35 protein-coding genes are annotated in these 21950 nt (G+C 61.1%); all 35 read left to right on the top strand.

Annotation, left to right across the window (positions count from 1 at the left end):
* Positions 1-190 precede the first annotated feature (190 nt).
* Entirely contained in the window at positions 191-571 is a 381-nt protein-coding gene (gene rpsL, locus WS69_RS18555) for a 30S ribosomal protein S12 (RefSeq protein WP_010106973.1), read from the top strand.
* 170 nt (positions 572-741) lie between these two features.
* Positions 742-1212 (top strand): 30S ribosomal protein S7, encoded by a 471-nt coding sequence (rpsG, locus tag WS69_RS18560; protein WP_004198359.1) that lies wholly within the window; start codon positions 742-744, stop codon positions 1210-1212.
* Between the two features lie 121 nt (positions 1213-1333).
* Complete coding sequence (fusA, locus tag WS69_RS18565) at positions 1334-3436, top strand: elongation factor G (protein WP_059472181.1); 2103 nt, start codon at positions 1334-1336, stop codon at positions 3434-3436.
* A gap of 39 nt (positions 3437-3475) precedes the next feature.
* Positions 3476-4666, top strand: coding sequence for an elongation factor Tu (tuf, locus tag WS69_RS18570; RefSeq protein ID WP_059472182.1), 1191 nt, complete (start codon positions 3476-3478; stop codon positions 4664-4666).
* A 132-nt stretch (positions 4667-4798) separates the two neighbouring features.
* Entirely contained in the window at positions 4799-5110 is a 312-nt protein-coding gene (gene rpsJ / locus WS69_RS18575; protein ID WP_004199280.1) for a 30S ribosomal protein S10, read from the top strand.
* Between the two features lie 187 nt (positions 5111-5297).
* Complete coding sequence (gene rplC, locus WS69_RS18580; RefSeq protein WP_059472253.1) at positions 5298-5957, top strand: 50S ribosomal protein L3; 660 nt, start codon at positions 5298-5300, stop codon at positions 5955-5957.
* Positions 5957-6577, top strand: coding sequence for a 50S ribosomal protein L4 (gene rplD / locus WS69_RS18585; protein WP_006029285.1), 621 nt, complete (start codon positions 5957-5959; stop codon positions 6575-6577). The genes rplC and rplD overlap by 1 nt, the downstream gene beginning before the upstream one ends.
* A complete protein-coding gene (gene rplW, locus WS69_RS18590) occupies positions 6574-6888 on the top strand; it encodes a 50S ribosomal protein L23 (RefSeq protein ID WP_059472183.1) in 315 nt (104 codons plus the stop codon). Before rplD ends, rplW begins: the two co-directional genes overlap by 4 nt.
* Positions 6889-6890: 2 nt before the next feature.
* Positions 6891-7718 carry a 50S ribosomal protein L2 gene (gene rplB, locus WS69_RS18595; RefSeq protein WP_059472184.1) on the top strand — a complete coding sequence of 276 codons (828 nt, stop codon included), beginning with the start codon at positions 6891-6893 and terminating at the stop codon, positions 7716-7718.
* A 10-nt stretch (positions 7719-7728) separates the two neighbouring features.
* Positions 7729-8004, top strand: a complete 276-nt coding sequence (rpsS, locus tag WS69_RS18600) for a 30S ribosomal protein S19 (RefSeq protein WP_004199273.1) — start codon at positions 7729-7731, stop codon at positions 8002-8004.
* 12 nt (positions 8005-8016) lie between these two features.
* A complete protein-coding gene (gene rplV / locus WS69_RS18605; protein WP_004199272.1) occupies positions 8017-8346 on the top strand; it encodes a 50S ribosomal protein L22 in 330 nt (109 codons plus the stop codon).
* Positions 8347-8357: 11 nt separating this feature from the next.
* Complete coding sequence (gene rpsC, locus WS69_RS18610) at positions 8358-9158, top strand: 30S ribosomal protein S3 (protein ID WP_010106966.1); 801 nt, start codon at positions 8358-8360, stop codon at positions 9156-9158.
* Between the two features lie 2 nt (positions 9159-9160).
* Positions 9161-9577, top strand: a complete 417-nt coding sequence (gene rplP, locus WS69_RS18615; RefSeq protein ID WP_006029288.1) for a 50S ribosomal protein L16 — start codon at positions 9161-9163, stop codon at positions 9575-9577.
* A gap of 9 nt (positions 9578-9586) precedes the next feature.
* Positions 9587-9781, top strand: a complete 195-nt coding sequence (rpmC, locus tag WS69_RS18620) for a 50S ribosomal protein L29 (protein ID WP_004199856.1) — start codon at positions 9587-9589, stop codon at positions 9779-9781.
* Entirely contained in the window at positions 9778-10050 is a 273-nt protein-coding gene (gene rpsQ / locus WS69_RS18625; protein ID WP_004201274.1) for a 30S ribosomal protein S17, read from the top strand. The genes rpmC and rpsQ overlap by 4 nt, the downstream gene beginning before the upstream one ends.
* A gap of 308 nt (positions 10051-10358) precedes the next feature.
* Positions 10359-10727, top strand: coding sequence for a 50S ribosomal protein L14 (gene rplN, locus WS69_RS18630; RefSeq protein ID WP_004197951.1), 369 nt, complete (start codon positions 10359-10361; stop codon positions 10725-10727).
* A gap of 9 nt (positions 10728-10736) precedes the next feature.
* Complete coding sequence (gene rplX, locus WS69_RS18635) at positions 10737-11045, top strand: 50S ribosomal protein L24 (protein WP_059472185.1); 309 nt, start codon at positions 10737-10739, stop codon at positions 11043-11045.
* Between the two features lie 17 nt (positions 11046-11062).
* Complete coding sequence (gene rplE / locus WS69_RS18640) at positions 11063-11602, top strand: 50S ribosomal protein L5 (RefSeq protein ID WP_004202757.1); 540 nt, start codon at positions 11063-11065, stop codon at positions 11600-11602.
* A gap of 7 nt (positions 11603-11609) precedes the next feature.
* Positions 11610-11915: a 30S ribosomal protein S14 gene (gene rpsN / locus WS69_RS18645; RefSeq protein ID WP_010106961.1), complete on the top strand. Its 306-nt coding sequence runs from the start codon at positions 11610-11612 to the stop codon at positions 11913-11915.
* Between the two features lie 14 nt (positions 11916-11929).
* A complete protein-coding gene (gene rpsH / locus WS69_RS18650) occupies positions 11930-12325 on the top strand; it encodes a 30S ribosomal protein S8 (RefSeq protein ID WP_059472186.1) in 396 nt (131 codons plus the stop codon).
* Between the two features lie 20 nt (positions 12326-12345).
* Entirely contained in the window at positions 12346-12876 is a 531-nt protein-coding gene (gene rplF, locus WS69_RS18655; protein ID WP_010106957.1) for a 50S ribosomal protein L6, read from the top strand.
* Positions 12877-12888: 12 nt separating this feature from the next.
* On the top strand, positions 12889-13254 hold the full coding sequence (gene rplR / locus WS69_RS18660) for a 50S ribosomal protein L18 (protein ID WP_010106956.1): 366 nt from the start codon (positions 12889-12891) through the stop codon (positions 13252-13254).
* 14 nt (positions 13255-13268) lie between these two features.
* Entirely contained in the window at positions 13269-13787 is a 519-nt protein-coding gene (rpsE, locus tag WS69_RS18665) for a 30S ribosomal protein S5 (protein ID WP_010106955.1), read from the top strand.
* Positions 13788-13802: 15 nt separating this feature from the next.
* Complete coding sequence (rpmD, locus tag WS69_RS18670; protein WP_010106952.1) at positions 13803-13985, top strand: 50S ribosomal protein L30; 183 nt, start codon at positions 13803-13805, stop codon at positions 13983-13985.
* A 28-nt stretch (positions 13986-14013) separates the two neighbouring features.
* A complete protein-coding gene (gene rplO / locus WS69_RS18675) occupies positions 14014-14448 on the top strand; it encodes a 50S ribosomal protein L15 (RefSeq protein ID WP_059472187.1) in 435 nt (144 codons plus the stop codon).
* A gap of 44 nt (positions 14449-14492) precedes the next feature.
* Positions 14493-15839, top strand: coding sequence for a preprotein translocase subunit SecY (gene secY / locus WS69_RS18680; protein ID WP_006029294.1), 1347 nt, complete (start codon positions 14493-14495; stop codon positions 15837-15839).
* A gap of 9 nt (positions 15840-15848) precedes the next feature.
* On the top strand, positions 15849-16067 hold the full coding sequence (gene infA, locus WS69_RS18685; protein WP_004521905.1) for a translation initiation factor IF-1: 219 nt from the start codon (positions 15849-15851) through the stop codon (positions 16065-16067).
* A 20-nt stretch (positions 16068-16087) separates the two neighbouring features.
* Complete coding sequence (rpmJ, locus tag WS69_RS18690) at positions 16088-16204, top strand: 50S ribosomal protein L36 (protein WP_004199844.1); 117 nt, start codon at positions 16088-16090, stop codon at positions 16202-16204.
* A 38-nt stretch (positions 16205-16242) separates the two neighbouring features.
* Positions 16243-16608: a 30S ribosomal protein S13 gene (gene rpsM, locus WS69_RS18695; RefSeq protein ID WP_010106948.1), complete on the top strand. Its 366-nt coding sequence runs from the start codon at positions 16243-16245 to the stop codon at positions 16606-16608.
* Positions 16609-16636: 28 nt separating this feature from the next.
* Complete coding sequence (gene rpsK, locus WS69_RS18700; RefSeq protein ID WP_010106947.1) at positions 16637-17038, top strand: 30S ribosomal protein S11; 402 nt, start codon at positions 16637-16639, stop codon at positions 17036-17038.
* 152 nt (positions 17039-17190) lie between these two features.
* On the top strand, positions 17191-17814 hold the full coding sequence (rpsD, locus tag WS69_RS18705; protein WP_059472188.1) for a 30S ribosomal protein S4: 624 nt from the start codon (positions 17191-17193) through the stop codon (positions 17812-17814).
* Between the two features lie 127 nt (positions 17815-17941).
* A complete protein-coding gene (locus WS69_RS18710; protein ID WP_009888441.1) occupies positions 17942-18919 on the top strand; it encodes a DNA-directed RNA polymerase subunit alpha in 978 nt (325 codons plus the stop codon).
* A gap of 142 nt (positions 18920-19061) precedes the next feature.
* The gene (gene rplQ, locus WS69_RS18715; RefSeq protein ID WP_004197924.1) at positions 19062-19457 is read left to right on the top strand and encodes a 50S ribosomal protein L17; all 396 of its coding nucleotides are present in this window, start codon (positions 19062-19064) and stop codon (positions 19455-19457) included.
* Positions 19458-19616: 159 nt separating this feature from the next.
* On the top strand, positions 19617-19943 hold the full coding sequence (gene cutA / locus WS69_RS18720; protein ID WP_059472189.1) for a divalent-cation tolerance protein CutA: 327 nt from the start codon (positions 19617-19619) through the stop codon (positions 19941-19943).
* Complete coding sequence (gene dsbD, locus WS69_RS18725) at positions 19936-21816, top strand: protein-disulfide reductase DsbD (RefSeq protein WP_059472190.1); 1881 nt, start codon at positions 19936-19938, stop codon at positions 21814-21816. The genes cutA and dsbD overlap by 8 nt, the downstream gene beginning before the upstream one ends.
* The last annotated feature ends 134 nt before the right edge of the window (positions 21817-21950 follow it).

A 21950-nucleotide genomic window follows, 5' to 3' on the forward strand; every position in this document is an offset into this window, starting at 1 on the left:
GGCACCAAAAATCACGCAAGCTGTTGACTCACTTGGGATTTTCGGAATATCATGCCGGGTTCCGGTTCTCGGTGGGTTGATTCCTGGGCGCTAGCCCTGGGTCGCATACGCGTTCCGGAGTGTCACGCACGTCGGATTTCGCTTTGCCCGAGGCCGACGTGTCGTTTTTGGTCAATTTCAGGAATAAACAATGCCAACCATCAATCAACTGGTTCGCAAAGGCCGCACGTCGGAAACGACGAAGAGCAAGAGCCCGGCCTTGCAGGACTGCCCCCAGCGTCGCGGCGTGTGCACCCGTGTGTACACGACGACGCCGAAGAAGCCGAACTCGGCACTCCGTAAGGTCGCCAAGGTTCGTCTGACGAACGGCTTCGAAGTGATTTCGTACATCGGCGGTGAAGGCCACAACCTGCAGGAACACTCGGTTGTGCTGATCCGCGGCGGCCGTGTGAAGGACTTGCCGGGTGTGCGTTACCACATGGTTCGCGGCTCGCTGGATACGCAGGGCGTCAAGGACCGTAAGCAAGCTCGCTCGAAGTACGGCGCGAAGCGTGCGAAGGCTGCGAAGTAAGCTGCCTCTGAATGGAGATCGCCTCCGGGCGGTTAAGGCGGTGGTGCCGGATTGCCGGTGCTGTCGAGTAAGTGGTCACCCGGCCAAGCTGGTTAGTCGAGCAGATGAGATCGGGTTAGTTGGTGACCGCGGGGCTTTCGAGCTCCAACTGAACAGGTAAAGGAAGAAACATGCCGCGTCGTCGCGAAGTCCCCAAGCGGGAAGTGTTGCCGGATCCGAAGTACGGCAACGTAGATGTAGCCAAGTTCATGAACATGCTGATGTTGTCCGGCAAGAAGTCGGTCGCTGAACGCATCGTTTATGGCGCATTCGAACAAATCCAGACCAAGGGTGGCAAGGACCCGCTGGAAGTGTTCACGGTTGCGCTCAACAACGTGAAGCCGGTCGTCGAAGTGAAGAGCCGTCGCGTTGGTGGTGCCAACTATCAGGTTCCGGTCGAAGTGCGCCCGTCGCGTCGTATGGCATTGGCGATGCGCTGGTTGCGCGAGGCTGCGAAGAAGCGTAGCGAGAAGTCGATGGCGCTGCGTCTGGCCGGTGAGCTCTCCGAAGCGGCTGAAGGCCGCGGCGGCGCGATGAAGAAGCGCGACGAAGTTCACCGGATGGCGGAAGCCAACCGGGCGTTCTCGCACTTCCGTTTCTAAGCGCCAGGCTGGGCTGTTAGCGGAAAAATTCCGGGCGGGTGCGCTTTTCGAGCGCCTCGCCCGTTTGTGTTGAGGTGTGCTGCGACAAGGGTCGCATCGCGCCAACCAATAGAGGATCAAAGTGGCTCGTAAGACTCCTATCGAGCGCTACCGCAACATCGGTATTAGCGCTCACATCGACGCCGGCAAAACGACGACGACCGAGCGCATTCTGTTTTACACCGGTGTGAACCACAAGATCGGTGAAGTTCACGACGGCGCTGCAACGATGGACTGGATGGAGCAGGAACAGGAGCGTGGCATCACGATCACGTCCGCTGCGACCACCGCCTTCTGGAAGGGCATGGGCGGCAACTATCCGGAACACCGCATCAACATCATCGACACCCCGGGGCACGTCGACTTCACGATCGAAGTGGAGCGCTCGATGCGCGTCCTCGACGGTGCGTGCATGGTCTACTGCGCAGTGGGCGGCGTGCAGCCGCAGTCGGAAACGGTGTGGCGCCAGGCGAACAAGTACAAGGTGCCGCGTCTTGCGTTCGTCAACAAGATGGACCGTACCGGCGCGAACTTCTTCAAGGTCTACGACCAACTGAAGACGCGTCTGAAGGCGAACCCGGTGCCGGTGGTGGTGCCGATCGGCGCGGAAGAAACCTTCAAGGGCGTCGTCGACCTCATCAAGATGAAGGCGATCATTTGGGACGAGGCGTCCCAAGGCACGAAGTTCGACTACGTCGACATCCCGGCTGAACTCGCCGATACGTGCAACGAGTGGCGCGAGAAGATGGTTGAAGCAGCGGCCGAATCGAGCGAAGACTTGATGAACAAGTATCTCGAGGCGGGCGAGCTGGCCGAGGCGGAAATCGTCAAGGGCCTGCGAGATCGCACGATCGCTTGCGAAATCCAGCCGATGCTGTGCGGTACCGCGTTCAAGAACAAGGGCGTGCAGCGTATGCTCGACGCCGTGATCGACTTCCTGCCGTCGCCGGTCGATATTCCGCCGGTTACGGGCGAACTCGAAAATGGCGAGAAGACGGAACGCCGCGCTGCCGACGACGAGAAATTCTCGGCGCTCGCGTTCAAGATCATGACCGACCCGTTCGTCGGGCAACTGATCTTCTTCCGCGTGTATTCGGGTGTGGTGAATTCGGGCGATACGCTGCTCAACGCGACCAAGGACAAGAAGGAACGTCTCGGCCGTATTCTGCAGATGCACGCGAACCAGCGCGAAGAAATCAAGGAAGTGCGCGCCGGCGACATCGCCGCGGCGGTCGGCCTGAAGGAAGCGACGACGGGCGACACGCTGTGCGATCCGGCACATCCGATCGTGCTCGAACGCATGATTTTCCCGGAGCCGGTGATTTCGCAGGCAGTCGAGCCGAAGACGAAGGCTGACCAGGAAAAGATGGGCCTGGCGCTCAACCGTCTCGCTCAGGAAGATCCATCGTTCCGCGTGCAGACCGACGAAGAATCCGGTCAAACGATCATTTCGGGCATGGGCGAGCTCCACCTCGAAATCCTGGTTGACCGGATGAAGCGTGAGTTCGGCGTGGAAGCGACGGTCGGCAAGCCACAGGTGGCATATCGCGAAACCATTCGCAAGTCGGCCGCGGATGTGGAAGGCAAGTTCGTCAAGCAGTCGGGCGGCCGTGGTCAGTATGGCCATGCGGTGATTACGCTTGAGCGCAGCGAGCAAGGCAAGGGTTATGAATTCGTTGATGCGATCAAGGGCGGTGTGATTCCTCGCGAATTCATTCCTTCGGTCGACAAGGGTATTCAGGAAACCCTGAAGAGCGGTGTGATGGCAGGCTTCCCGGTGGTGGACGTCAAGGTCACGCTGACTTTCGGCTCGTACCACGACGTCGACTCGAACGAAAATGCGTTCCGCATGGCTGGTTCGATGGCGTTCAAGGAAGCAATGCGCCGCGCCGATCCGGTTCTGCTCGAGCCGATGATGGCTGTGGAAGTCGAGACGCCTGAAGATTTCATGGGCAACGTGATGGGCGATCTGTCGGGTCGTCGCGGCATCATTCAGGGCATGGATGACATGGTCGGCGGCGGCAAGATCGTTCGCGCCGAAGTGCCGCTGTCGGAAATGTTCGGCTACTCGACGTCGCTGCGTTCGCTGACGCAAGGTCGTGCAACGTACACGATGGAGTTCAAGCACTACGCTGAAGCTCCGAAGAACGTTGCTGATGCGATCATCAGCGCCAAGTCGAAGTAACTCGACAATACAACTGATTATTTTTGAAAGAAGAGAGTCATGGCAAAAGGCAAATTCGAGCGGACCAAGCCGCACGTGAACGTTGGTACGATTGGTCACGTTGACCACGGCAAGACGACGCTGACGGCGGCGATCACGACGGTGCTGACGAAGAAGTTCGGCGGCGAAGCGAAGGCATACGACCAGATCGACGCGGCGCCGGAAGAAAAGGCGCGCGGCATCACGATCAACACGGCGCACGTGGAATACGAGACGGCGAACCGCCACTACGCGCACGTCGACTGCCCGGGCCACGCTGACTACGTGAAGAACATGATCACGGGCGCGGCGCAGATGGACGGCGCGATCCTGGTGTGCTCGGCGGCAGACGGCCCGATGCCGCAAACGCGTGAGCACATTCTGCTGGCGCGTCAGGTTGGCGTTCCGTACATCATCGTGTTCCTGAACAAGTGCGACATGGTGGACGACGCGGAACTGCTCGAGCTGGTCGAGATGGAAGTGCGCGAACTGCTGTCGAAGTACGACTTCCCGGGCGACGACACGCCGATCATCAAGGGTTCGGCGAAGCTGGCGCTGGAAGGCGACGCGGGCGAGCTGGGCGAAGTGGCGATCATGAACCTGGCGGACGCGCTGGACACGTACATCCCGACGCCGGAGCGCGCGGTCGATGGTGCGTTCCTGATGCCGGTGGAAGACGTGTTCTCGATCTCGGGCCGCGGTACGGTGGTGACGGGTCGTGTCGAGCGCGGCGTGATCAAGGTTGGTGAGGAAATCGAAATCGTCGGTATCAAGCCGACGGTGAAGACGACCTGCACGGGCGTGGAAATGTTCCGCAAGCTGCTGGACCAGGGTCAGGCAGGCGACAACGTCGGTATCCTGCTGCGCGGCACGAAGCGTGAAGACGTGGAGCGCGGCCAGGTTCTGGCGAAGCCGGGTTCGATCACGCCGCACACGCACTTCACGGCTGAAGTGTACGTGCTGTCGAAGGACGAAGGTGGTCGTCACACGCCGTTCTTCAACAACTACCGCCCGCAGTTCTACTTCCGTACGACGGACGTGACGGGCTCGATCGAGCTGCCGAAGGACAAGGAAATGGTGATGCCGGGCGACAACGTGTCGATCACGGTGAAGCTGATTGCGCCGATCGCGATGGAAGAAGGTCTGCGCTTCGCGATCCGCGAAGGTGGCCGTACCGTCGGCGCCGGCGTCGTCGCCAAGATCATCGAGTAATATCGACGATCCGCAGTTTGTAGTAATATTCAGCGCCCGGGGCCGGGCGCCCGCTCTCCGCGGATGCCCGGTCCTACGTTCTTTTTGTGATCCGGCGGTGCAATATCGCCTCGCTCTTTTGAAGGAATCGCCATGCAGCAGCAAAAAATCCGCATTCGCCTGAAGGCTTTCGACTATCGTCTGATTGATCAGTCGGCTGCCGAGATCGTCGACACGGCAAAGCGGACCGGCGCGATCGTCCGTGGCCCCGTGCCGCTGCCGACGCGTATCCAGCGCTTCGATATCCTCCGTTCGCCGCACGTCAACAAGACGTCGCGCGACCAGCTTGAAATCCGCACCCACCAGCGCCTGATGGACATCGTCGACCCGACCGACAAGACGGTCGACGCGCTGATGAAGCTCGACCTGCCGGCTGGCGTCGACGTGGAAATCAAGCTGCAATAAGGCTTCCAGCGCCGCCCGGCTTGCCGGGTCGCGCTAAGTCATTGATTGCTTGCGGAAAACGAGGGGCCTCGCTATAATGCAAGGCTTTTCGCGTATTTGCGTAAAAAGCTGGCGACCTGGGGCCTCCCTGGGTCACGGCGTTTTGTAAATTAGCCCCGACCAATCGCAGTCGGGAATGGAGAAAACGATGAGCCTTGGACTCGTAGGTCGCAAGGTTGGCATGACCCGTATCTTCACGGCTGAAGGGGATTCGATTCCCGTCACCGTGCTCGACGTGTCGGACAACCGCGTGACGCAGATCAAGACTGTTGAAACCGACGGCTACACGGCCGTGCAGGTTGCATTCGGCTCCCGCCGCGCATCGCGCGTGACGAAGCCGCTGGCAGGTCATCTCGCCAAAGCCGGTGTCGAAGCCGGTGAAATCCTCAAGGAATTCCGCATCGATGCGGCCAAGGCAGCCGAGCTGTCGAATGGTTCCATCGTCGGTCCGGATCTGTTCGAAGTGGGTCAGAAGGTCGACGTGCAAGGCGTGTCGATCGGTAAGGGCTACGCCGGCACGATCAAGCGTTACAACTTCGGTTCCGGCCGTGCGTCGCACGGTAACTCGCGCTCGCACAATGTGCCGGGCTCGATCGGCATGGCGCAGGATCCGGGTCGTGTGTTCCCGGGCAAGCGCATGACGGGTCACATGGGTGACGAGACGGTGACGGTTCAGAACCTCGAAATCGCTCGCATCGACGCCGACCGCAAGCTGCTGCTCGTCAAGGGTGCAGTTCCGGGTGCGAAGGGCGGCAAGGTTTTCGTGACGCCGGCCGTGAAGACGCGTGCCGTGAAGGGGGCGAAATAATGGAACTCAAGCTCCTGAATTCGAATGGTCAGGAAGGTGCGGTGGTCAACGCGTCGGACGTCGTGTTCGGCCGTGACTACAACGAGGCGCTGATCCACCAGGTCGTCGTTGCTTACCAGGCGAATGCTCGCCAGGGCAACCGCGCCCAGAAGGATCGCGAGCAAGTCAAGCACACGACCAAGAAGCCGTGGCGCCAGAAGGGTACGGGCCGTGCTCGTGCCGGTATGTCGTCGAGCCCGCTGTGGCGTGGCGGCGGCCGGATCTTCCCGAACTCGCCCGACGAAAACTTCTCGCACAAGGTCAACAAGAAGATGCATCGCGCAGGTCTCTGCTCGATCTTCTCGCAGCTGGCTCGCGAAGGCCGTCTGTCGGTCGTCGAGGACATCGTTCTCGAGGCGCCGAAGACCAAGCTGCTGGCCGACAAGTTCAAGGCCATGGGTCTCGAATCCGTGCTGGTCATCACCGACACGGTCGACGAAAACCTGTACCTCGCGTCGCGCAACCTGCCGCACGTGGCAGTTGTCGAGCCGCGCTACGCTGACCCGCTGTCGCTGATCTACTTCAAGAAAGTGCTGGTCACGAAGGCTGCGGTCGCCCAGATCGAGGAGTTGCTGTCATGAGCGAGATTCGCAAGAACGATCATCGTTTGATGCAGGTCCTGCTCGCACCGGTGATCTCCGAAAAGGCCACGCTGGTTGCCGACAAGAACGAGCAAGTCGTGTTCGAAGTCGCACCGGATGCCACGAAGCAGGAAGTGAAGGCGGCTGTCGAGCTGCTGTTCAAGGTTGAAGTTGATTCGGTCAACGTGCTGGTTCAGAAGGGCAAGCACAAGCGCTTCGGCCGCTCGATGGGCCGTCGCAAGGACGTGAAGAAGGCATACGTGTGCCTGAAGCCCGGCCAGGAAATCAACTTTGAAGCGGAGGCCAAGTAATCATGGCAATCGTGAAAGTTAAGCCGACTTCGCCGGGTCGCCGCGCGATGGTCAAGGTGGTCAACAAGGATCTGCACAAGGGCAAGCCGCACGCAGCGCTGCTCGACACGCAGAGCTCCAAGGCTGGCCGCAACAACAACGGCCGTATCACGACGCGTCACCAGGGTGGTGGTCACAAGCAGCACTACCGCGTGATCGATTTCCGTCGCACGAAGGACGGCATCCCGGCGAAGGTCGAGCGTCTCGAGTACGACCCGAACCGCAGCGCGAACATCGCGCTGGTGCTGTACGCCGACGGCGAACGCCGTTACATCATCGCGCCGAAGGGCGTGACGGTCGGCCAGCAGCTGATGTCGGGCTCGGAAGCGCCGATCCGTGCAGGTAACACGCTGCCGATCCGCAACATTCCGGTCGGTACGACGATCCACTGCATCGAAATGCTGCCGGGCAAGGGCGCGCAAATGGCGCGTTCGGCCGGTACGTCGGCGATGCTGCTGGCTCGCGAAGGCCTGTACGCGCAGGTTCGTCTGCGTTCGGGCGAAATCCGCCGCGTGCACATCGAGTGCCGCGCGACGATCGGTGAAGTCGGCAACGAAGAGCACAGCCTGCGCCAGATCGGCAAGGCCGGTGCAAATCGCTGGCGCGGTATCCGCCCGACGGTCCGTGGCGTTGCAATGAACCCGGTCGACCACCCGCACGGTGGTGGCGAAGGCAAGACTGCAGCGGGTCGCGACCCGGTGAGCCCGTGGGGCACGCCGGCGAAGGGCTTCCGTACGCGTCGCAACAAGCGCACGACGACGATGATCGTCCAGCGCCGTCACAAGCGTTAAGGAGTAGGCAATGGCACGTTCTGTTAAAAAAGGTCCGTTCTGCGACGCCCATTTGCTGAAGAAAGTTGAGGCGGCTGCAGCTTCGCGCGACAAGAAGCCGATCAAGACCTGGTCGCGTCGTTCGACGATCCTTCCGGACTTCATCGGTCTGACGATCGCCGTGCACAACGGCCGTCAACACGTTCCGGTGTACATCTCGGAAAACATGGTCGGCCACAAGCTTGGCGAGTTCGCACTGACCCGTACGTTCAAGGGTCATGCGGCCGACAAGAAGGCCAAGAAATAAGGGGCTATCAAGATGGAAGTGAAAGCAATTCATCGCGGTGCCCGCATCTCGGCGCAGAAGACGCGCCTTGTGGCTGACCAGATCCGCGGTTTGCCGGTCGACAAGGCGCTGAACGTTCTGACGTTCTCGCCGAAGAAGGCGGCTGGCATCGTGAAGAAGGTCGTGCTGTCGGCGATCGCGAATGCGGAGCACAACGAAGGCGCCGATATCGACGAGCTCAAGATCAAGAGCATCTATGTCGACAAGGCGGCATCGCTCAAGCGTTTCACCGCGCGCGCCAAGGGCCGCGGCAACCGCATTGAGAAGCAATCCTGTCACATCACTGTGACGGTCGGGAATTAAGGGGTCATACGATGGGACAGAAAATTCATCCGACTGGCTTCCGTTTGGCCGTCAGCCGCAATTGGGCGTCGCGCTGGTACGCGAACAACAACAATTTCGCGGCGATGTTGCAGGAAGACATCGGTGTTCGTGAATACCTGAAGAAGAAGCTGAAGAACGCTTCGGTCGGTCGCGTCGTCATCGAGCGTCCGGCAAAGAACGCGCGCATCACGATTTTCAGCTCGCGTCCGGGTGTCGTCATCGGTAAGAAGGGCGAGGATATCGAACTGCTGAAGACGGAACTGCAGCGCCGCATGGGTGTTCCGGTTCACGTCAACATCGAAGAAATCCGCAAGCCGGAAACCGATGCGCAGCTGATCGCCGATTCGATCACGCAACAGCTCGAGCGCCGGATCATGTTTCGCCGCGCGATGAAGCGTGCGATGCAGAACGCGATGCGTCTTGGCGCCCAAGGCATCAAGATCATGAGCGCCGGTCGTCTGAACGGCATCGAAATCGCCCGTACCGAATGGTACCGCGAAGGCCGCGTGCCGCTGCATACGCTGCGCGCCGACATCGACTACGCGACGTCGGAAGCGAAGACGACGTACGGCGTCATCGGCGTCAAGGTGTGGGTGTACAAGGGCGATACGCTCGGCCGCAACGACGCGCCGGTGGTGGAAGAAGTAGCCGAAGACAAGCGTCCGCGTCGCAATGCGCGTCCGGGCGACCGTCGCCCGCGCCGTGACGGCGAAGGCGGTGCTCCGGGTGCTCGCCGTGGCGCACCGCGCCGTGGCGCCGGCAAGCCGGAAGACGGCAAGACTGGAGAATAACGATGCTGCAACCGAAACGCAGGAAGTATCGCAAAGAGCAGAAGGGGCGTAACACCGGTATCGCCACGCGCGGCAACGCCGTGTCGTTCGGTGAGTTCGGCCTGAAGGCTGTCGGTCGCGGCCGTTTGACCGCGCGTCAGATCGAGGCGGCGCGTCGTGCAATGACGCGTCACATCAAGCGTGGCGGCCGCATCTGGATTCGCATCTTCCCGGACAAGCCGATTTCTCAGAAGCCGGCCGAAGTGCGGATGGGTAACGGTAAGGGTAACCCTGAGTACTACGTCGCCGAGATTCAGCCGGGCAAGATGCTGTACGAAATGGATGGCGTAACCGAAGAACTGGCACGTGAAGCGTTCCGTCTGGCCGCAGCGAAGCTGCCGCTGAAGACGACGTTCATCGTGCGTCAGCTCGGCGCCTAAGGAGAAAACATGAAGGCTTCCGAACTTCTCCAGAAAGATCAGGCCGCGCTCAACAAGGAGCTGTCGGACCTGTTGAAGGCGCAATTCGGCCTGCGCATGCAACTCGCGACCCAGCAGCTCACGAACACGAGCCAGCTGAAGAAGGTTCGTCGCGACATCGCACGTGTGCGGACCGTCCTGACTCAGAAGGCGAACCAGAAATGAACGATAGCGTGAAAACCTCGCTGAAGCGGACGCTCGTCGGTAAGGTCGTCAGCAACAAGATGGACAAGACCGTCACCGTGCTGGTCGAGCACCGCGTCAAGCACCCGATCTACGGCAAGTATGTCGTGCGTTCGAAGAAGTACCACGCGCACGATGAAGCGAACACCTACAACGAAGGCGATCTCGTCGAAATCCAGGAAACCCGTCCTGTTTCGAAGACGAAGGCCTGGGCGGTGTCGCGTCTCGTCGAGGCAGCCCGCGTGATCTAAGCGGGATCAGGCAGTAAAGGCACTTCGGCAACGAAGTGCTTGAAATCGCAAAGTTTTTGCTTGCGTGACCGGGATTATTTGTTATAATCCCGGTCTTCCCTCTTTATGGGAGCCCCGTCGCGGGCGAAGTGACTGGTGGGGGAAGCGGACTGGCGTCAGGCCTGCTCCGAAGGATTCACCGATTTGCGATGGCGGGTTTCGTTTGCCGTCGCTGCCGTTCCAACCCAAGCAGCCGATTGGCTGACGGGACCAAGACTGACCGTATGCGCCATGGTGGCGTATCCGGATTAAGTTGGGAAAGACAAACCATGATCCAGACCGAATCTCGGCTTGAAGTGGCCGACAACACGGGTGCGCGTGAAGTCATGTGCATCAAGGTGCTCGGCGGCTCGAAGCGTCGTTATGCCAGCATTGGCGACATCATCAAGGTGAGCGTCAAAGAGGCAACGCCGCGCGGGCGCGTGAAGAAAGGCGAAATCTACAACGCCGTGGTGGTCCGCACCGCCAAGGGCGTTCGTCGTCAAGACGGCTCGCTGATCAAGTTCGACGGCAACGCCGCTGTGCTTTTGAATAACAAGCTCGAGCCGATCGGCACCCGTATTTTCGGGCCGGTCACGCGTGAGTTGCGTAGCGAACGATTCATGAAGATCGTCTCGCTGGCGCCGGAAGTGCTGTAAGGAGTCGCGATGAACAAGATTCGCAAGGGTGACGAAGTGATCGTCGTCACCGGCAAGGACAAGGGCAAGCGCGGTGTCGTGCTGGCCGTGGGCGCCGAGCATGTGACGGTCGAGGGCATCAACCTCGTCAAGAAGCATGTGAAGCCGAACCCGATGAAGGGGGCGACGGGCGGCGTGGAAGCGAAGACGATGCCGCTGCATATTTCGAACGTCGCACTGGTCGACGCGAACGGCAAGGCTTCGCGTGTTGGCATCAAGGTCGAGGATGGCAAGAAGGTTCGCTTCCTGAAGACGACCGGTGCCGTGCTGAGCGCCTGACGCTGCGGAGTAGAGAAATGGCACGTTTTCAAGAGTTTTATAAAGAGAAGGTTGTTCCCGGCCTGATCGAGAAGTTCGGCTACAAGTCGGTCATGGAAGTGCCGCGCATCACCAAGATCACCCTGAACATGGGTCTTGGCGAAGCGGTCGCCGACAAGAAGATCATCGAGAACGCCGTTGGCGATCTGACGAAGATCGCGGGTCAAAAGCCGGTCGTGACGAAGGCTCGCAAGGCAATCGCGGGCTTCAAGATCCGCCAGGGCTACCCGATCGGCGCGATGGTCACGCTGCGCGGCCGTGCGATGTACGAATTCCTCGATCGTTTCGTGACGGTTGCGCTGCCCCGCGTGCGCGACTTTCGCGGCGTGTCGGGTCGTGCTTTCGATGGCCGCGGCAACTACAACATCGGTGTGAAAGAGCAGATCATTTTCCCCGAAATCGATTACGACAAGATCGACGCGCTGCGTGGGCTGAACATCAGCATCACGACGACCGCGAAGACCGACGACGAAGCAAAGGCTCTGCTCGCCAGCTTCAAGTTCCCGTTCAGAAACTGAGGTTACCGTGGCTAAACTGGCACTGATCGAACGTGAAAAGAAGCGCGCTCGCCTTGCGCAAAAGTACGCTCCGAAGCGTGCTGAACTGAAGGCGATCATCGACGACGCGAGCAAGTCCGAAGAGGAGCGTTACGCCGCTCGTTTGGAACTGCAGCAACTGCCCCGCAACGCAAACCCGACCCGCAAGCGTAACCGCTGCGCGATCACGGGCCGTCCGCGTGGCACGTTCCGCAAGTTCGGCCTCGCGCGCAACAAGATTCGTGAAATCGCATTCCGTGGCGAGATTCCTGGCCTGACCAAGGCGAGCTGGTAATAGGAGAAACATAAATGAGCATGAGTGATCCTATCGCCGATATGCTGACTCGCATCCGCAACGCGCAGATGGTCGAGAAGGTTTCGGTGGCGATGCCCTCGTCGAAGGTCAAGGTTGCGATCGCGCAGGTCCTGAAGGACGAAGGCTATATCGACGATTTCGCCGTGAAGGCGGACGGCGCGAAGGCCGAACTGAACATCGCGCTGAAGTACTACGCGGGCCGTCCGGTCATCGAGCGCCTCGAGCGCGTGTCGAAGCCGGGCCTGCGCGTGTACCGCGGCCGTAACGAGATTCCGCAGGTCATGAACGGCCTCGGTGTGGCAATCGTGTCGACGCCGAAGGGCGTGATGACCGACCGCAAGGCGCGCGCTACGGGCGTCGGCGGCGAAGTCATCTGCTATGTCGCTTAAAGCCGAAAGGAGAGAGGAACATGTCTCGAGTAGGTAAGAGCCCGATCGCGCTGCAAGGCGCGGAAGTCAAGCTGGCCGACGGCTCCATCACCGTCAAGGGGCCGCTGGGCACGATCACGCAAGCGGTCAATCCGCTCGTGAGCGTGGCGAACAACGACGGCACGCTGAACCTGTCGCCGGTTGACGACAGCCGCGAAGCAAATGCACTGTCGGGCACGATGCGCGCGATCATCGCGAACATGGTGCACGGCGTGACCAAGGGTTTCGAGCGCAAGTTGACGCTGGTTGGCGTTGGTTATCGTGCGCAAGCGCAAGGCGACAAGCTGAACCTGTCGCTGGGTTTCTCGCACCCAGTGGTGCACCAGATGCCGGAAGGCATCAAGGCTGAAACCCCGACGCAAACCGAAATCGTGATCAAGGGGATCAACAAGCAACAAGTCGGTCAAGTGGCTGCGGAAGTCCGCGGTTACCGTCCGCCGGAGCCTTACAAGGGCAAGGGCGTGCGCTATTCCGACGAGGTTGTGATCCTCAAAGAAACGAAGAAGAAGTAAGGGTGCGCAATCATGGATAAGACTCAATCTCGCCTGCGCCGCGCTCGCCAGACGCGTATCAAGATCGCTGAGTTGCAGGTCGCGCGTCTCGCCGTGCATCGCACGAACACGCACATCTACGCGCAAGTGTTTTCGCCCTGCGGCACCAAGGTGCTCGCCAGCGCGTCGACGCTCGAAGCGGAAGTGCGTGCTCAGCTTGCCGACAAGTCGGGCAAGGGTGGCAACGTTAACGCTGCGACGCTGATCGGCAAGCGCATTGCTGAGAAGGCCAAGGCCGCCGGCATCGAATCCGTCGCCTTCGACCGCTCGGGCTTCCGCTACCACGGCCGCGTGAAGGCGCTGGCTGAGGCAGCTCGTGAAGCTGGGCTCAAGTTCTAAGGAAGGAATTCGTCATGGCAAAGATGCAAGCGAAAGTTCAGGCTGACGAGCGCGACGACGGCCTTCGCGAAAAAATGATTTCGGTCAATCGCGTGACCAAGGTCGTGAAGGGTGGCCGGATTCTCGGCTTCGCCGCGCTGACCGTGGTCGGCGATGGTGACGGCCGTATCGGTATGGGCAAGGGCAAGGCGAAGGAAGTGCCGGTCGCTGTCCAGAAGGCAATGGAACAGGCTCGCCGCAACATGTTCAAGGTGCCGCTCAAGAACGGCACGCTGCAACACGAAGTGCACGGCAAGCACGGCGCGTCGGCAGTCCTCCTCGCTCCGGCGAAGGGCGGCACGGGCGTGATCGCCGGCGGCCCGATGCGCGCGGTGTTCGACGTGATGGGCGTGCAGAACGTCGTTGCGAAGAGCCACGGTTCGACGAATCCGTACAACCTCGTTCGTGCGACGCTGGACGGCCTGCGCAAGCAGTCGACCCCGGCCGACATCGCGGCGAAGCGCGGCAAGTCCGTCGAAGATATTTTGGGCTAAGCCCAGGTGGTCACCATGTCTGAAAAAACTGTCAAGGTTCAGCTCGTGAAGAGCCTGATCGGGACCCGCGAAACGCACCGCGCTACCGTGCGCGGTCTGGGTCTGCGCCGTCTCAACTCGGTCAGCGAGCTGCAGGATACGCCGGCGGTGCGCGGGATGATCAACAAGGTCTCGTACCTCGTGAAGGTCATCGGTTAAGCGGCCGACTACGGATCAAGGAGTTGATATGGAATTGAATAACCTGAAGCCGGCCGAAGGCGCGAAGCACGCTAAGCGTCGCGTCGGTCGCGGCATCGGTTCTGGCCTCGGCAAGACGGCCGGCCGTGGTCACAAGGGTCAGAAATCGCGTTCGGGCGGCTTCCACAAGGTCGGCTTCGAAGGCGGTCAGATGCCGCTGCAGCGTCGTCTGCCGAAGCGGGGCTTCACGTCGCTGACGAAGGAATTCGTCGATGAAGTGCGCCTCTCCGACCTCGAGAAGCTGCCGGTCGACGAAATCGATCTGCTCGCTCTGAAGCAAGCCGGCCTCGTCGGCGAACTGACGAAGAGCGCGAAGATCATCGCGACGGGCGAACTGAAGCGCAAGATCGTCGTCAAGGGTCTGGGTGCGACGAAGGGTGCGCGCGCCGCGATCGAAGCGGCCGGCGGTTCGTTTGCCGAGTGACACGCAACGCGTGCCGTCACTAGCATTTGCATCGGAGAAGATACTTGGCTAACAGTCCGAGTCTCGCAAAACCCGGTCGAAGCACGGCGAAGTTCGGCGATCTGCGCCGGCGTGCAATGTTCTTGCTGCTGGCGCTGATCGTCTATCGCATCGGCGCGCACATTCCGGTGCCGGGCATCGACCCGGATCAACTGGCGAAGCTGTTCCAGAGCCAGGCGGGCGGCATCCTGGGCATGTTCAACATGTTCTCGGGTGGCGCGCTGTCGCGCTTCACGATCTTTGCGCTGGGGATCATGCCGTACATTTCGGCGTCGATCATCATGCAGCTGATGGCGATCGTGTCGCCGCAGCTCGAGGCGCTGAAGAAGGAAGGGCAGGCCGGACAGCGGAAGATCACGCAGTACACGCGGTACTTCACCGTGGTGCTCGCGACGTTCCAGGCTTTCGGCATCGCCGCCGCGCTGGAGAACCAGCCGGGGCTCGTGACCGATCCGGGCGCGGTGTTCCGTCTGACGACGGTCGTCACGCTGGTGACGGGCACGATGTTCCTGATGTGGCTCGGCGAGCAGATCACCGAGCGCGGTCTCGGCAACGGTATCTCGATCATCATCTTCGGCGGGATCGCAGCAGGGTTCCCGAATGCCGTCGGTGGGCTGTTCGAGCTGGTGCGCACGGGTTCGATGAGCATCATTTCGGCGATCATCATCGTCGTTCTGATTGCCGCGGTGACTTACCTGGTCGTGTTCATCGAACGCGGTCAGCGCAAGATCCTCGTGAACTACGCGAAGCGTCAGGTCGGCAACAAGATCTACGGCGGGCAGTCGTCGCACCTGCCGCTGAAGCTGAACATGTCGGGCGTGATCCCGCCGATCTTCGCGTCGTCGATCATCCTGTTCCCGGCGACGATCCTGAGCTGGTTCAGCTCGGGCGAGCGCAAGGGCTGGCTGTCCGATACGCTGCACAACGTCGCGGAAGCGCTGAAGCCGGGCCAGCCGGTGTACGTGCTGTTGTACACGCTGGCAATCGTGTTTTTCTGCTTCTTCTACACCGCGCTGGTGTTCAACAGCAGGGAAACCGCGGACAACCTGAAGAAGAGCGGCGCGTTCGTTCCGGGCATCCGTCCGGGCGACCAGACCGCACGGTACATCGACCGGATCCTCACGCGTCTCACGCTGGCCGGTGCGGTCTATATCGTCTTCGTGTGTCTGCTGCCGGAGTTCCTGGTGCTGCGCTGGAACGTGCCGTTTTATTTTGGTGGAACGTCGCTGCTGATCATTGTCGTCGTCACGATGGACTTCATGGCGCAGGTGCAGTCGTACGTTATGTCGCAACAGTATGAGTCGCTGCTCAAGAAGGCCAACTTCAAGGGCGGCAACATCCCAATGCGTTAAAAAGGACCTATGGCCAAGGACGATGTAATCCAGATGCAGGGTGAGGTGATCGAAAACCTTCCGAATGCGACCTTCCGGGTGAAGCTGGAAAACGGCCATGTCGTATTGGGACATATCTCCGGAAAGATGCGGATGCACTACATTCGTATCCTTCCCGGCGACAAGGTGACGGTTGAATTGACGCCTTACGATCTGTCTCGTGCACGGATCGTGTTCCGGGCGAAGTGATTTAGAAAAAGGGTAATATCATGAAAGTGATGGCATCGGTTAAGCGCATTTGCCGCAATTGCAAGATCATCAAGCGCAAAGGCGTGGTTCGCGTGATCTGCAGCTCGGATCCGCGTCACAAGCAACGTCAAGGCTGACTGCGCGTTTGTTTGCGCTTTTTGTTTGAGGAACAACAATGGCTCGTATCGCAGGGGTTAACATCCCGAACCACCAGCATACCGAAATCGGTCTGACGGCGATTTTTGGTATCGGCCGCACGCGCGCGCGCAGCATTTGCGCGGCTTCTGGTGTGGCTTTCTCGAAGAAGGTCAAGGACCTGACCGACGCAGACCTCGAAAAGCTGCGTGAAGAAGTGGGCAAGTTTGTCGTCGAAGGCGATCTGCGCCGTGAAGTGACGATGAACATCAAGCGCCTGATGGATCTCGGCTGCTATCGTGGCGTGCGTCATCGCAAGGGCCTGCCCCTGCGTGGCCAGCGTACGCGTACGAACGCCCGTACTCGCAAGGGTCCGCGTCGCGCAGCACAAGCGCTGAAGAAATAAGCGGAACTGACAGTTACAGGAAAACGTAATGGCTAAGGCTTCGAACTCCGCGGCGCAACGCGTTCGCAAAAAGGTTAAGAAGAACGTCGCTGAAGGCGTGGTTCACGTTCACGCGTCGTTCAACAACACGATCATCACGATCACCGATCGCCAGGGCAATGCGCTGGCGTGGGCGACGTCGGGCGGCCAGGGCTTCAAGGGCTCGCGCAAGTCGACGCCGTTCGCCGCACAGGTGGCTGCCGAGTCGGCTGGCCGCGTGGCGATGGAATATGGCGTGAAGAATCTGGAAGTGCGGATCAAGGGCCCCGGCCCGGGCCGCGAGTCAGCGGTGCGCGCACTGCACGGCCTCGGCATCAAGATCACCGCGATTTCGGATGTGACGCCGATTCCGCACAACGGCTGCCGTCCGCCGAAGCGTCGCCGCATCTAACGATGCGTTGGCGCCTTGCCTGTCGCCGCCATGCGTCGACGGGCTGCGCTTTTTTGAAGGCGCATTTGATTGATTAAGCCCACCGTTCGTCCCAAAGGGCGCGAACTAGCGCGGATTCAGGTCCGCGTGACCGATAGATAGAGGAATGCAAAGTGGCACGTTATATCGGCCCCAAAGCCAAGCTGTCCCGCCGTGAAGGCACCGATCTGTTCCTGAAGAGCGCGCGCCGCTCGCTCGCCGACAAATGCAAGCTCGACAGCAAGCCGGGTCAGCACGGCCGTACCTCGGGTGCGCGCACGTCGGATTACGGCACGCAGCTCCGCGAAAAGCAGAAGGTCAAGCGCATCTACGGCGTGCTGGAGCGTCAGTTTCGCCGCTACTTCGCTGAAGCCGATCGCCGCAAGGGCAACACGGGTGAAAACCTGCTGCAACTGCTCGAGTCGCGTCTCGACAACGTCGTGTACCGCATGGGCTTCGGTTCGACCCGCGCTGAAGCGCGTCAGCTCGTGAGCCACAAGGCCATCACGCTGAACGGCGTCGTCGCGAATATCCCGTCGCAGCAAGTGAAGGCTGGCGACGTGATCTCGATTCGCGAAAAGTCGAAGAAGCAGGCGCGTATCGTCGAAGCGCTGTCGCTGGCCGAGCAAGGCGGCCTGGCGAGCTGGGTTGCGGTCGATGCGAAGAAATTCGAAGGCACGTTCAAGCAAGTGCCGGAGCGCGCCGACATCGCGGGCGACATCAACGAAAGCCTGATCGTCGAATTGTATTCGCGTTAATCCGATTGATGGCCGAGGAATCCTGCTCATTGCGTTTCGCAAGGCAGGGCCTCGGCTGTTCATTTTCAGGTTGTTACCGGTCAGCCTTATCGGTGTAACGAGCCGAGGGTATTGAAAAGGAAAACCTATGCAAACCAGTTTGTTGAAACCCAAGATCATCGCCGTGGAATCGCTTGGCGAGAACCACGCGAAAGTGGTGATGGAGCCGTTCGAACGCGGTTACGGCCACACCTTGGGCAATGCGCTTCGCCGCGTACTGCTGTCGTCGATGGTCGGCTATGCGCCGACCGAAGTGACGATCGCCGGTGTCGTGCACGAGTATTCGACGCTTGATGGTGTGCAAGAGGACGTCGTCAACCTGCTGCTGAACCTGAAGGGCGTGGTGTTCAAGCTGCATAACCGCGACGAAGTCACGGTGACGCTGCGCAAGGAAGGCGAAGGCGTCGTGACGGCCGGCGATATCGAACTGGCCCACGACTGCGAAGTCATCAACCCGAATCACGTGATCGCGCATCTGTCGAAGGGCGGCAAGCTCGACGTGCAGATCAAGGTCGAAAAGGGTCGCGGCTATGTGCCGGGCAACGTGCGCCGCTATGGCGACGAAACGGCGAAGATCATTGGCCGCATCGTCCTCGACGCGTCGTTCTCGCCGGTTCGCCGCGTGAGCTATGCGGTCGAGAGCGCGCGTGTCGAACAGCGTACCGATCTCGACAAGCTCGTGATGAACATCGAAACGAGCGGCGTCATCACGCCGGAAGAAGCGATCCGCCAATCGGCACGCATCCTCGTCGACCAGCTGTCCGTGTTCGCGGCGCTGGAAGGCACGGAAACGGCCGCGGAAGCGCCGTCGCGCGCGCCGCAGATCGACCCGATCCTGCTGCGCCCGGTCGATGATCTCGAGCTGACCGTCCGTTCGGCGAATTGCCTGAAGGCCGAGAACATCTACTATATCGGCGACCTGATCCAGCGCACGGAAAACGAGCTGCTGAAGACGCCGAACCTCGGCCGTAAGTCGCTGAACGAGATCAAGGAAGTGCTCGCTTCGCGCGGTCTCACGCTGGGCATGAAGCTCGAGAACTGGCCGCCGGCTGGTCTCGACAAGTAATTCCGGTTATCGCTGTAACTGGTCAAGGTGCGGATTTTCTTTTAGAATCCGCATCTTGCTTTTTTCCCCGTACCGGCCCGTGCGCCTGATTTTCTCGCGCGATAGAAGAGCTGGATCAAAACTTTGAATCAAGGAAACCGAAATGCGTCACCGTCACGGTCTGCGGAAACTGAACCGCACGAGCAGCCACCGTCTGGCTATGCTCCGCAATATGTCCAACTCGCTGATCGAGCACGAAGTCATCAAGACGACGCTGCCGAAGGCGAAGGAACTCCGTAAAGTCGTCGAGCCGCTGATCACGCTCGGCAAAAAGCCGTCGCTCGCAAACCGCCGCCTGGCGTTCAACCGCCTGCGCGATCGCGATTCCGTCGCGAAGCTGTTCGACGTTCTCGGCCCGCGTTTCGCGAACCGTCCGGGTGGCTACCTGCGCATCCTGAAGTTCGGTTTCCGCGTCGGCGACAATGCACCGATGGCGCTCGTCGAACTGCTCGACCGTCCGGAAGTCGAAGAGACCGAAAACGTCCAGGAAGCCGAATAAGCGTCTTCCGGTACGTAACAAAAAGGGCCAAGCGATGCTTGGCCCTTTTTGTTTTCGTTGATCGATTCCGTGCGTCGGATTGACGCGGCGCGCATCGTTCACGCGCTTTCACGACGTGCGATACGATATGACGTTTCAACGCAGATGACGGAGGCGCGAATGGTGATCGTGATGATGTTGACGACCGTGCCCGACGCCGCCGTTGCCCGCGCGCTCGCCGACGGCGCGCTGTCGGCCCGGCTCGCCGCGTGCGTGTCCGAGCTCGGCACGATCCGTTCGAGCTACCATTGGCAGGGCAAGGTCGAGACGGCCGCCGAGATCCAGCTCCTGTTCAAGACGAGCGCCGTGCGAGCGCTGGAACTCGAGCGGTATATCCAGTCGCACCATCCGTATGACGTCCCGGAGATCGTCTCATGGCAGGCGACGGCGTCCGCCGCCTACGGCCAGTGGGTCGCCACCGAAACTCAGCGTTCATTTCATGTTTAACCGCATTCCGCTTCACGCGCAGTCCCGCCTCCGCTTCCTGCTCGCCGTTGTCGCAATGCTCGGCGTGCTGTTCGGCGCGTCGTTCGCGGCGCGCGCCGCAGACGATTTTCTCGATCCCGCGGTCGCATTCAAATTCAGTGCGAGCGAGGCACCGGGACAGGTCGACATCCATTTCAAGATCGCCGACGGCTATTACATGTATCGCGAGCGGTTCGCGTTCGCCGTGAAAAGCGGCTCGGCGACGCTCGGCGAGCCGCAACTGCCGGCCGGACACGTGAAGTTCGATCCGACGTTCCAGAAGAATGTCGAAACCTACCGCGGCGACCTGACGGTCCACCTGCCGGTCAAACAAGCGTCGGGGCCGTTTGAGCTCGCGGTGACGTCGCAGGGCTGCGCGGACGAAGGGATCTGCTATCCGCCCGCCGAGCATGTCGTGCGGATCGACGGCGCGGCGCTCGGCGCCAACGGAGCGACGCCGGTGGCCGCCGCCGGTGCCGATCCGTCTGCGGCCGACGGCGGCAGCTGGTACGAGCGCGTGACAAGCGCCGACTACGCGCGCTCACTGCTCGAGGGCCACGGGTTCCTGACGATCATCGCACTCTATTTCGTGGCCGGCATGGTGCTGAGCCTGTTGCCTTGCTCGTATCCGATGATTCCGATCCTGTCGGCGATCATCGTCGGCGAAGGCGCGCATGCGACGCGCACGCGCGCCTTCGCGTTGTCGCTCACCTACGTGATCGGCATGGCGCTCGTTTATACGGCGCTCGGTGTCGTGGCCGCGCTGGTCGGGCAGAGCCTCGGCGCCTGGCTGCAGAATCCATGGGTGCTCGGCGCGTTCGCGCTGCTCCTCACGGTGTTCGCGCTGCTGTTGATCGGCGGAATCGACATCGCGCTGCCGCAGCGTTGGCAGAGCGGCGCCGCACAGACTTCCGGGCCGCGCAAGGGCGGGCGCTTCGCCGCCGTCGCAACGATGGGCGCACTGTCAGCGCTTGTCGTCGGCGCATGCATGACCGCGCCGCTTTTCGCGGTACTCGCGTTCATCGCGCATACCGGCAATGCGTTTCTCGGTGGCGCGGCGCTCTTTTCGATGGGGCTCGGCCTTGGCGTTCCGCTTCTCGTCATCGGGCTCGGCGCAGGCACGTTGCTGCCGCGCGCCGGCGCCTGGATGGACGGCGTGAAGGTGTTCTTCGGCGTGGTGCTGCTCGCTGCCGCGCTGTGGATCGTCTGGCCGGTGCTGAACGCCGCGTCGCAGCTCGGCCTGGGCGCGTTGTGGCTGCTGATCGCCGCCGCCGCGCTCGGGCTTTTCACGCCGCATTCGGGCTCGTCGTCGATCTGGCGCCGCCTCGGGCGCGGGCTCGGCGCTGCGCTCGCGATCTGGGCCGCGATGCTCCTCGTCGGCTTGGCAGCGGGCTCGACTGATCCGCTGCGCCCGCTCGCGGTGTTGGCGGCGCGAGCGGCGCCCAGCGGCGCCGTGGCGAATGCCGGCGCGGCCGCGCACGAAGGGCCGGCGTTCGCGCCGGCGCGTTCGGTCGCCGAGCTCGACGAGATCGTGAAGACGTCGGCGCAGCCCGTGATGCTCGACTTCTATGCGGACTGGTGCGTGAGCTGCAAGGAGATGGAGCATCTGACGTTCTCCGACGCGCGCGTCGAGGCGCGGCTCGCGCAAATGCATCTCGTGCGCGCGGACGTCACCGCAAACACGCCGGACGATCAGGCGCTCTTGAAGCGTTTCGGGTTGTTCGGGCCGCCCGGCATCATCGTGTTCGATCGGAACGGGCAGGAACGCGGGCGTGTCGTCGGCTATCAGTCTGCGGATCGTTTTCTGCGCAGCCTCGATCGCATGGCGCTGCCGGCCGTGTTGTCGGCGTCGTGACGAATCGAAGCGGGCTGCGCGATCGGATTCGTGCCGCGCGCATTGCGGTCGTCGCCCGTTAATCAGGTGAAAACAAAAACGGCGAGGCTCGATGCCTCGCCGTTTTTGTTTTCACAACCGGCGCGTCCCCCTTT

The sequence above is a fragment of the Burkholderia sp. BDU5 genome, from assembly GCF_001522845.1.
Lineage (GTDB): Bacteria > Pseudomonadota > Gammaproteobacteria > Burkholderiales > Burkholderiaceae > Burkholderia > Burkholderia mayonis.

What these genes read in the sequence shown, in the direction of transcription:
- rpsL (WP_010106973.1), top strand. Translation starts at nt 191, where the DNA reads ATGCCAACCATCAATCAACTGGTTCGCAAAGGCCGCACGTCGGAAACG.
- rpsG (WP_004198359.1), top strand. Translation starts at nt 742, where the DNA reads ATGCCGCGTCGTCGCGAAGTCCCCAAGCGGGAAGTGTTGCCGGATCCG.
- tuf (WP_059472182.1), top strand. Translation starts at nt 3,476, where the DNA reads ATGGCAAAAGGCAAATTCGAGCGGACCAAGCCGCACGTGAACGTTGGT.
- rpsJ (WP_004199280.1), top strand. Translation starts at nt 4,799, where the DNA reads ATGCAGCAGCAAAAAATCCGCATTCGCCTGAAGGCTTTCGACTATCGT.
- rplC (WP_059472253.1), top strand. Translation starts at nt 5,298, where the DNA reads ATGAGCCTTGGACTCGTAGGTCGCAAGGTTGGCATGACCCGTATCTTC.
- rplD (WP_006029285.1), top strand. Translation starts at nt 5,957, where the DNA reads ATGGAACTCAAGCTCCTGAATTCGAATGGTCAGGAAGGTGCGGTGGTC.
- rplW (WP_059472183.1), top strand. Translation starts at nt 6,574, where the DNA reads ATGAGCGAGATTCGCAAGAACGATCATCGTTTGATGCAGGTCCTGCTC.
- rplB (WP_059472184.1), top strand. Translation starts at nt 6,891, where the DNA reads ATGGCAATCGTGAAAGTTAAGCCGACTTCGCCGGGTCGCCGCGCGATG.
- rpsS (WP_004199273.1), top strand. Translation starts at nt 7,729, where the DNA reads ATGGCACGTTCTGTTAAAAAAGGTCCGTTCTGCGACGCCCATTTGCTG.
- rplV (WP_004199272.1), top strand. Translation starts at nt 8,017, where the DNA reads ATGGAAGTGAAAGCAATTCATCGCGGTGCCCGCATCTCGGCGCAGAAG.
- rpsC (WP_010106966.1), top strand. Translation starts at nt 8,358, where the DNA reads ATGGGACAGAAAATTCATCCGACTGGCTTCCGTTTGGCCGTCAGCCGC.
- rplP (WP_006029288.1), top strand. Translation starts at nt 9,161, where the DNA reads ATGCTGCAACCGAAACGCAGGAAGTATCGCAAAGAGCAGAAGGGGCGT.
- rpmC (WP_004199856.1), top strand. Translation starts at nt 9,587, where the DNA reads ATGAAGGCTTCCGAACTTCTCCAGAAAGATCAGGCCGCGCTCAACAAG.
- rpsQ (WP_004201274.1), top strand. Translation starts at nt 9,778, where the DNA reads ATGAACGATAGCGTGAAAACCTCGCTGAAGCGGACGCTCGTCGGTAAG.
- rplN (WP_004197951.1), top strand. Translation starts at nt 10,359, where the DNA reads ATGATCCAGACCGAATCTCGGCTTGAAGTGGCCGACAACACGGGTGCG.
- rplX (WP_059472185.1), top strand. Translation starts at nt 10,737, where the DNA reads ATGAACAAGATTCGCAAGGGTGACGAAGTGATCGTCGTCACCGGCAAG.
- rplE (WP_004202757.1), top strand. Translation starts at nt 11,063, where the DNA reads ATGGCACGTTTTCAAGAGTTTTATAAAGAGAAGGTTGTTCCCGGCCTG.
- rpsH (WP_059472186.1), top strand. Translation starts at nt 11,930, where the DNA reads ATGAGCATGAGTGATCCTATCGCCGATATGCTGACTCGCATCCGCAAC.
- rplF (WP_010106957.1), top strand. Translation starts at nt 12,346, where the DNA reads ATGTCTCGAGTAGGTAAGAGCCCGATCGCGCTGCAAGGCGCGGAAGTC.
- rplR (WP_010106956.1), top strand. Translation starts at nt 12,889, where the DNA reads ATGGATAAGACTCAATCTCGCCTGCGCCGCGCTCGCCAGACGCGTATC.
- rpsE (WP_010106955.1), top strand. Translation starts at nt 13,269, where the DNA reads ATGGCAAAGATGCAAGCGAAAGTTCAGGCTGACGAGCGCGACGACGGC.
- rpmD (WP_010106952.1), top strand. Translation starts at nt 13,803, where the DNA reads ATGTCTGAAAAAACTGTCAAGGTTCAGCTCGTGAAGAGCCTGATCGGG.
- rplO (WP_059472187.1), top strand. Translation starts at nt 14,014, where the DNA reads ATGGAATTGAATAACCTGAAGCCGGCCGAAGGCGCGAAGCACGCTAAG.
- infA (WP_004521905.1), top strand. Translation starts at nt 15,849, where the DNA reads ATGGCCAAGGACGATGTAATCCAGATGCAGGGTGAGGTGATCGAAAAC.
- rpmJ (WP_004199844.1), top strand. Translation starts at nt 16,088, where the DNA reads ATGAAAGTGATGGCATCGGTTAAGCGCATTTGCCGCAATTGCAAGATC.
- rpsM (WP_010106948.1), top strand. Translation starts at nt 16,243, where the DNA reads ATGGCTCGTATCGCAGGGGTTAACATCCCGAACCACCAGCATACCGAA.
- rpsK (WP_010106947.1), top strand. Translation starts at nt 16,637, where the DNA reads ATGGCTAAGGCTTCGAACTCCGCGGCGCAACGCGTTCGCAAAAAGGTT.
- WS69_RS18710 (WP_009888441.1), top strand. Translation starts at nt 17,942, where the DNA reads ATGCAAACCAGTTTGTTGAAACCCAAGATCATCGCCGTGGAATCGCTT.
- rplQ (WP_004197924.1), top strand. Translation starts at nt 19,062, where the DNA reads ATGCGTCACCGTCACGGTCTGCGGAAACTGAACCGCACGAGCAGCCAC.
- cutA (WP_059472189.1), top strand. Translation starts at nt 19,617, where the DNA reads ATGGTGATCGTGATGATGTTGACGACCGTGCCCGACGCCGCCGTTGCC.
- dsbD (WP_059472190.1), top strand. Translation starts at nt 19,936, where the DNA reads ATGTTTAACCGCATTCCGCTTCACGCGCAGTCCCGCCTCCGCTTCCTG.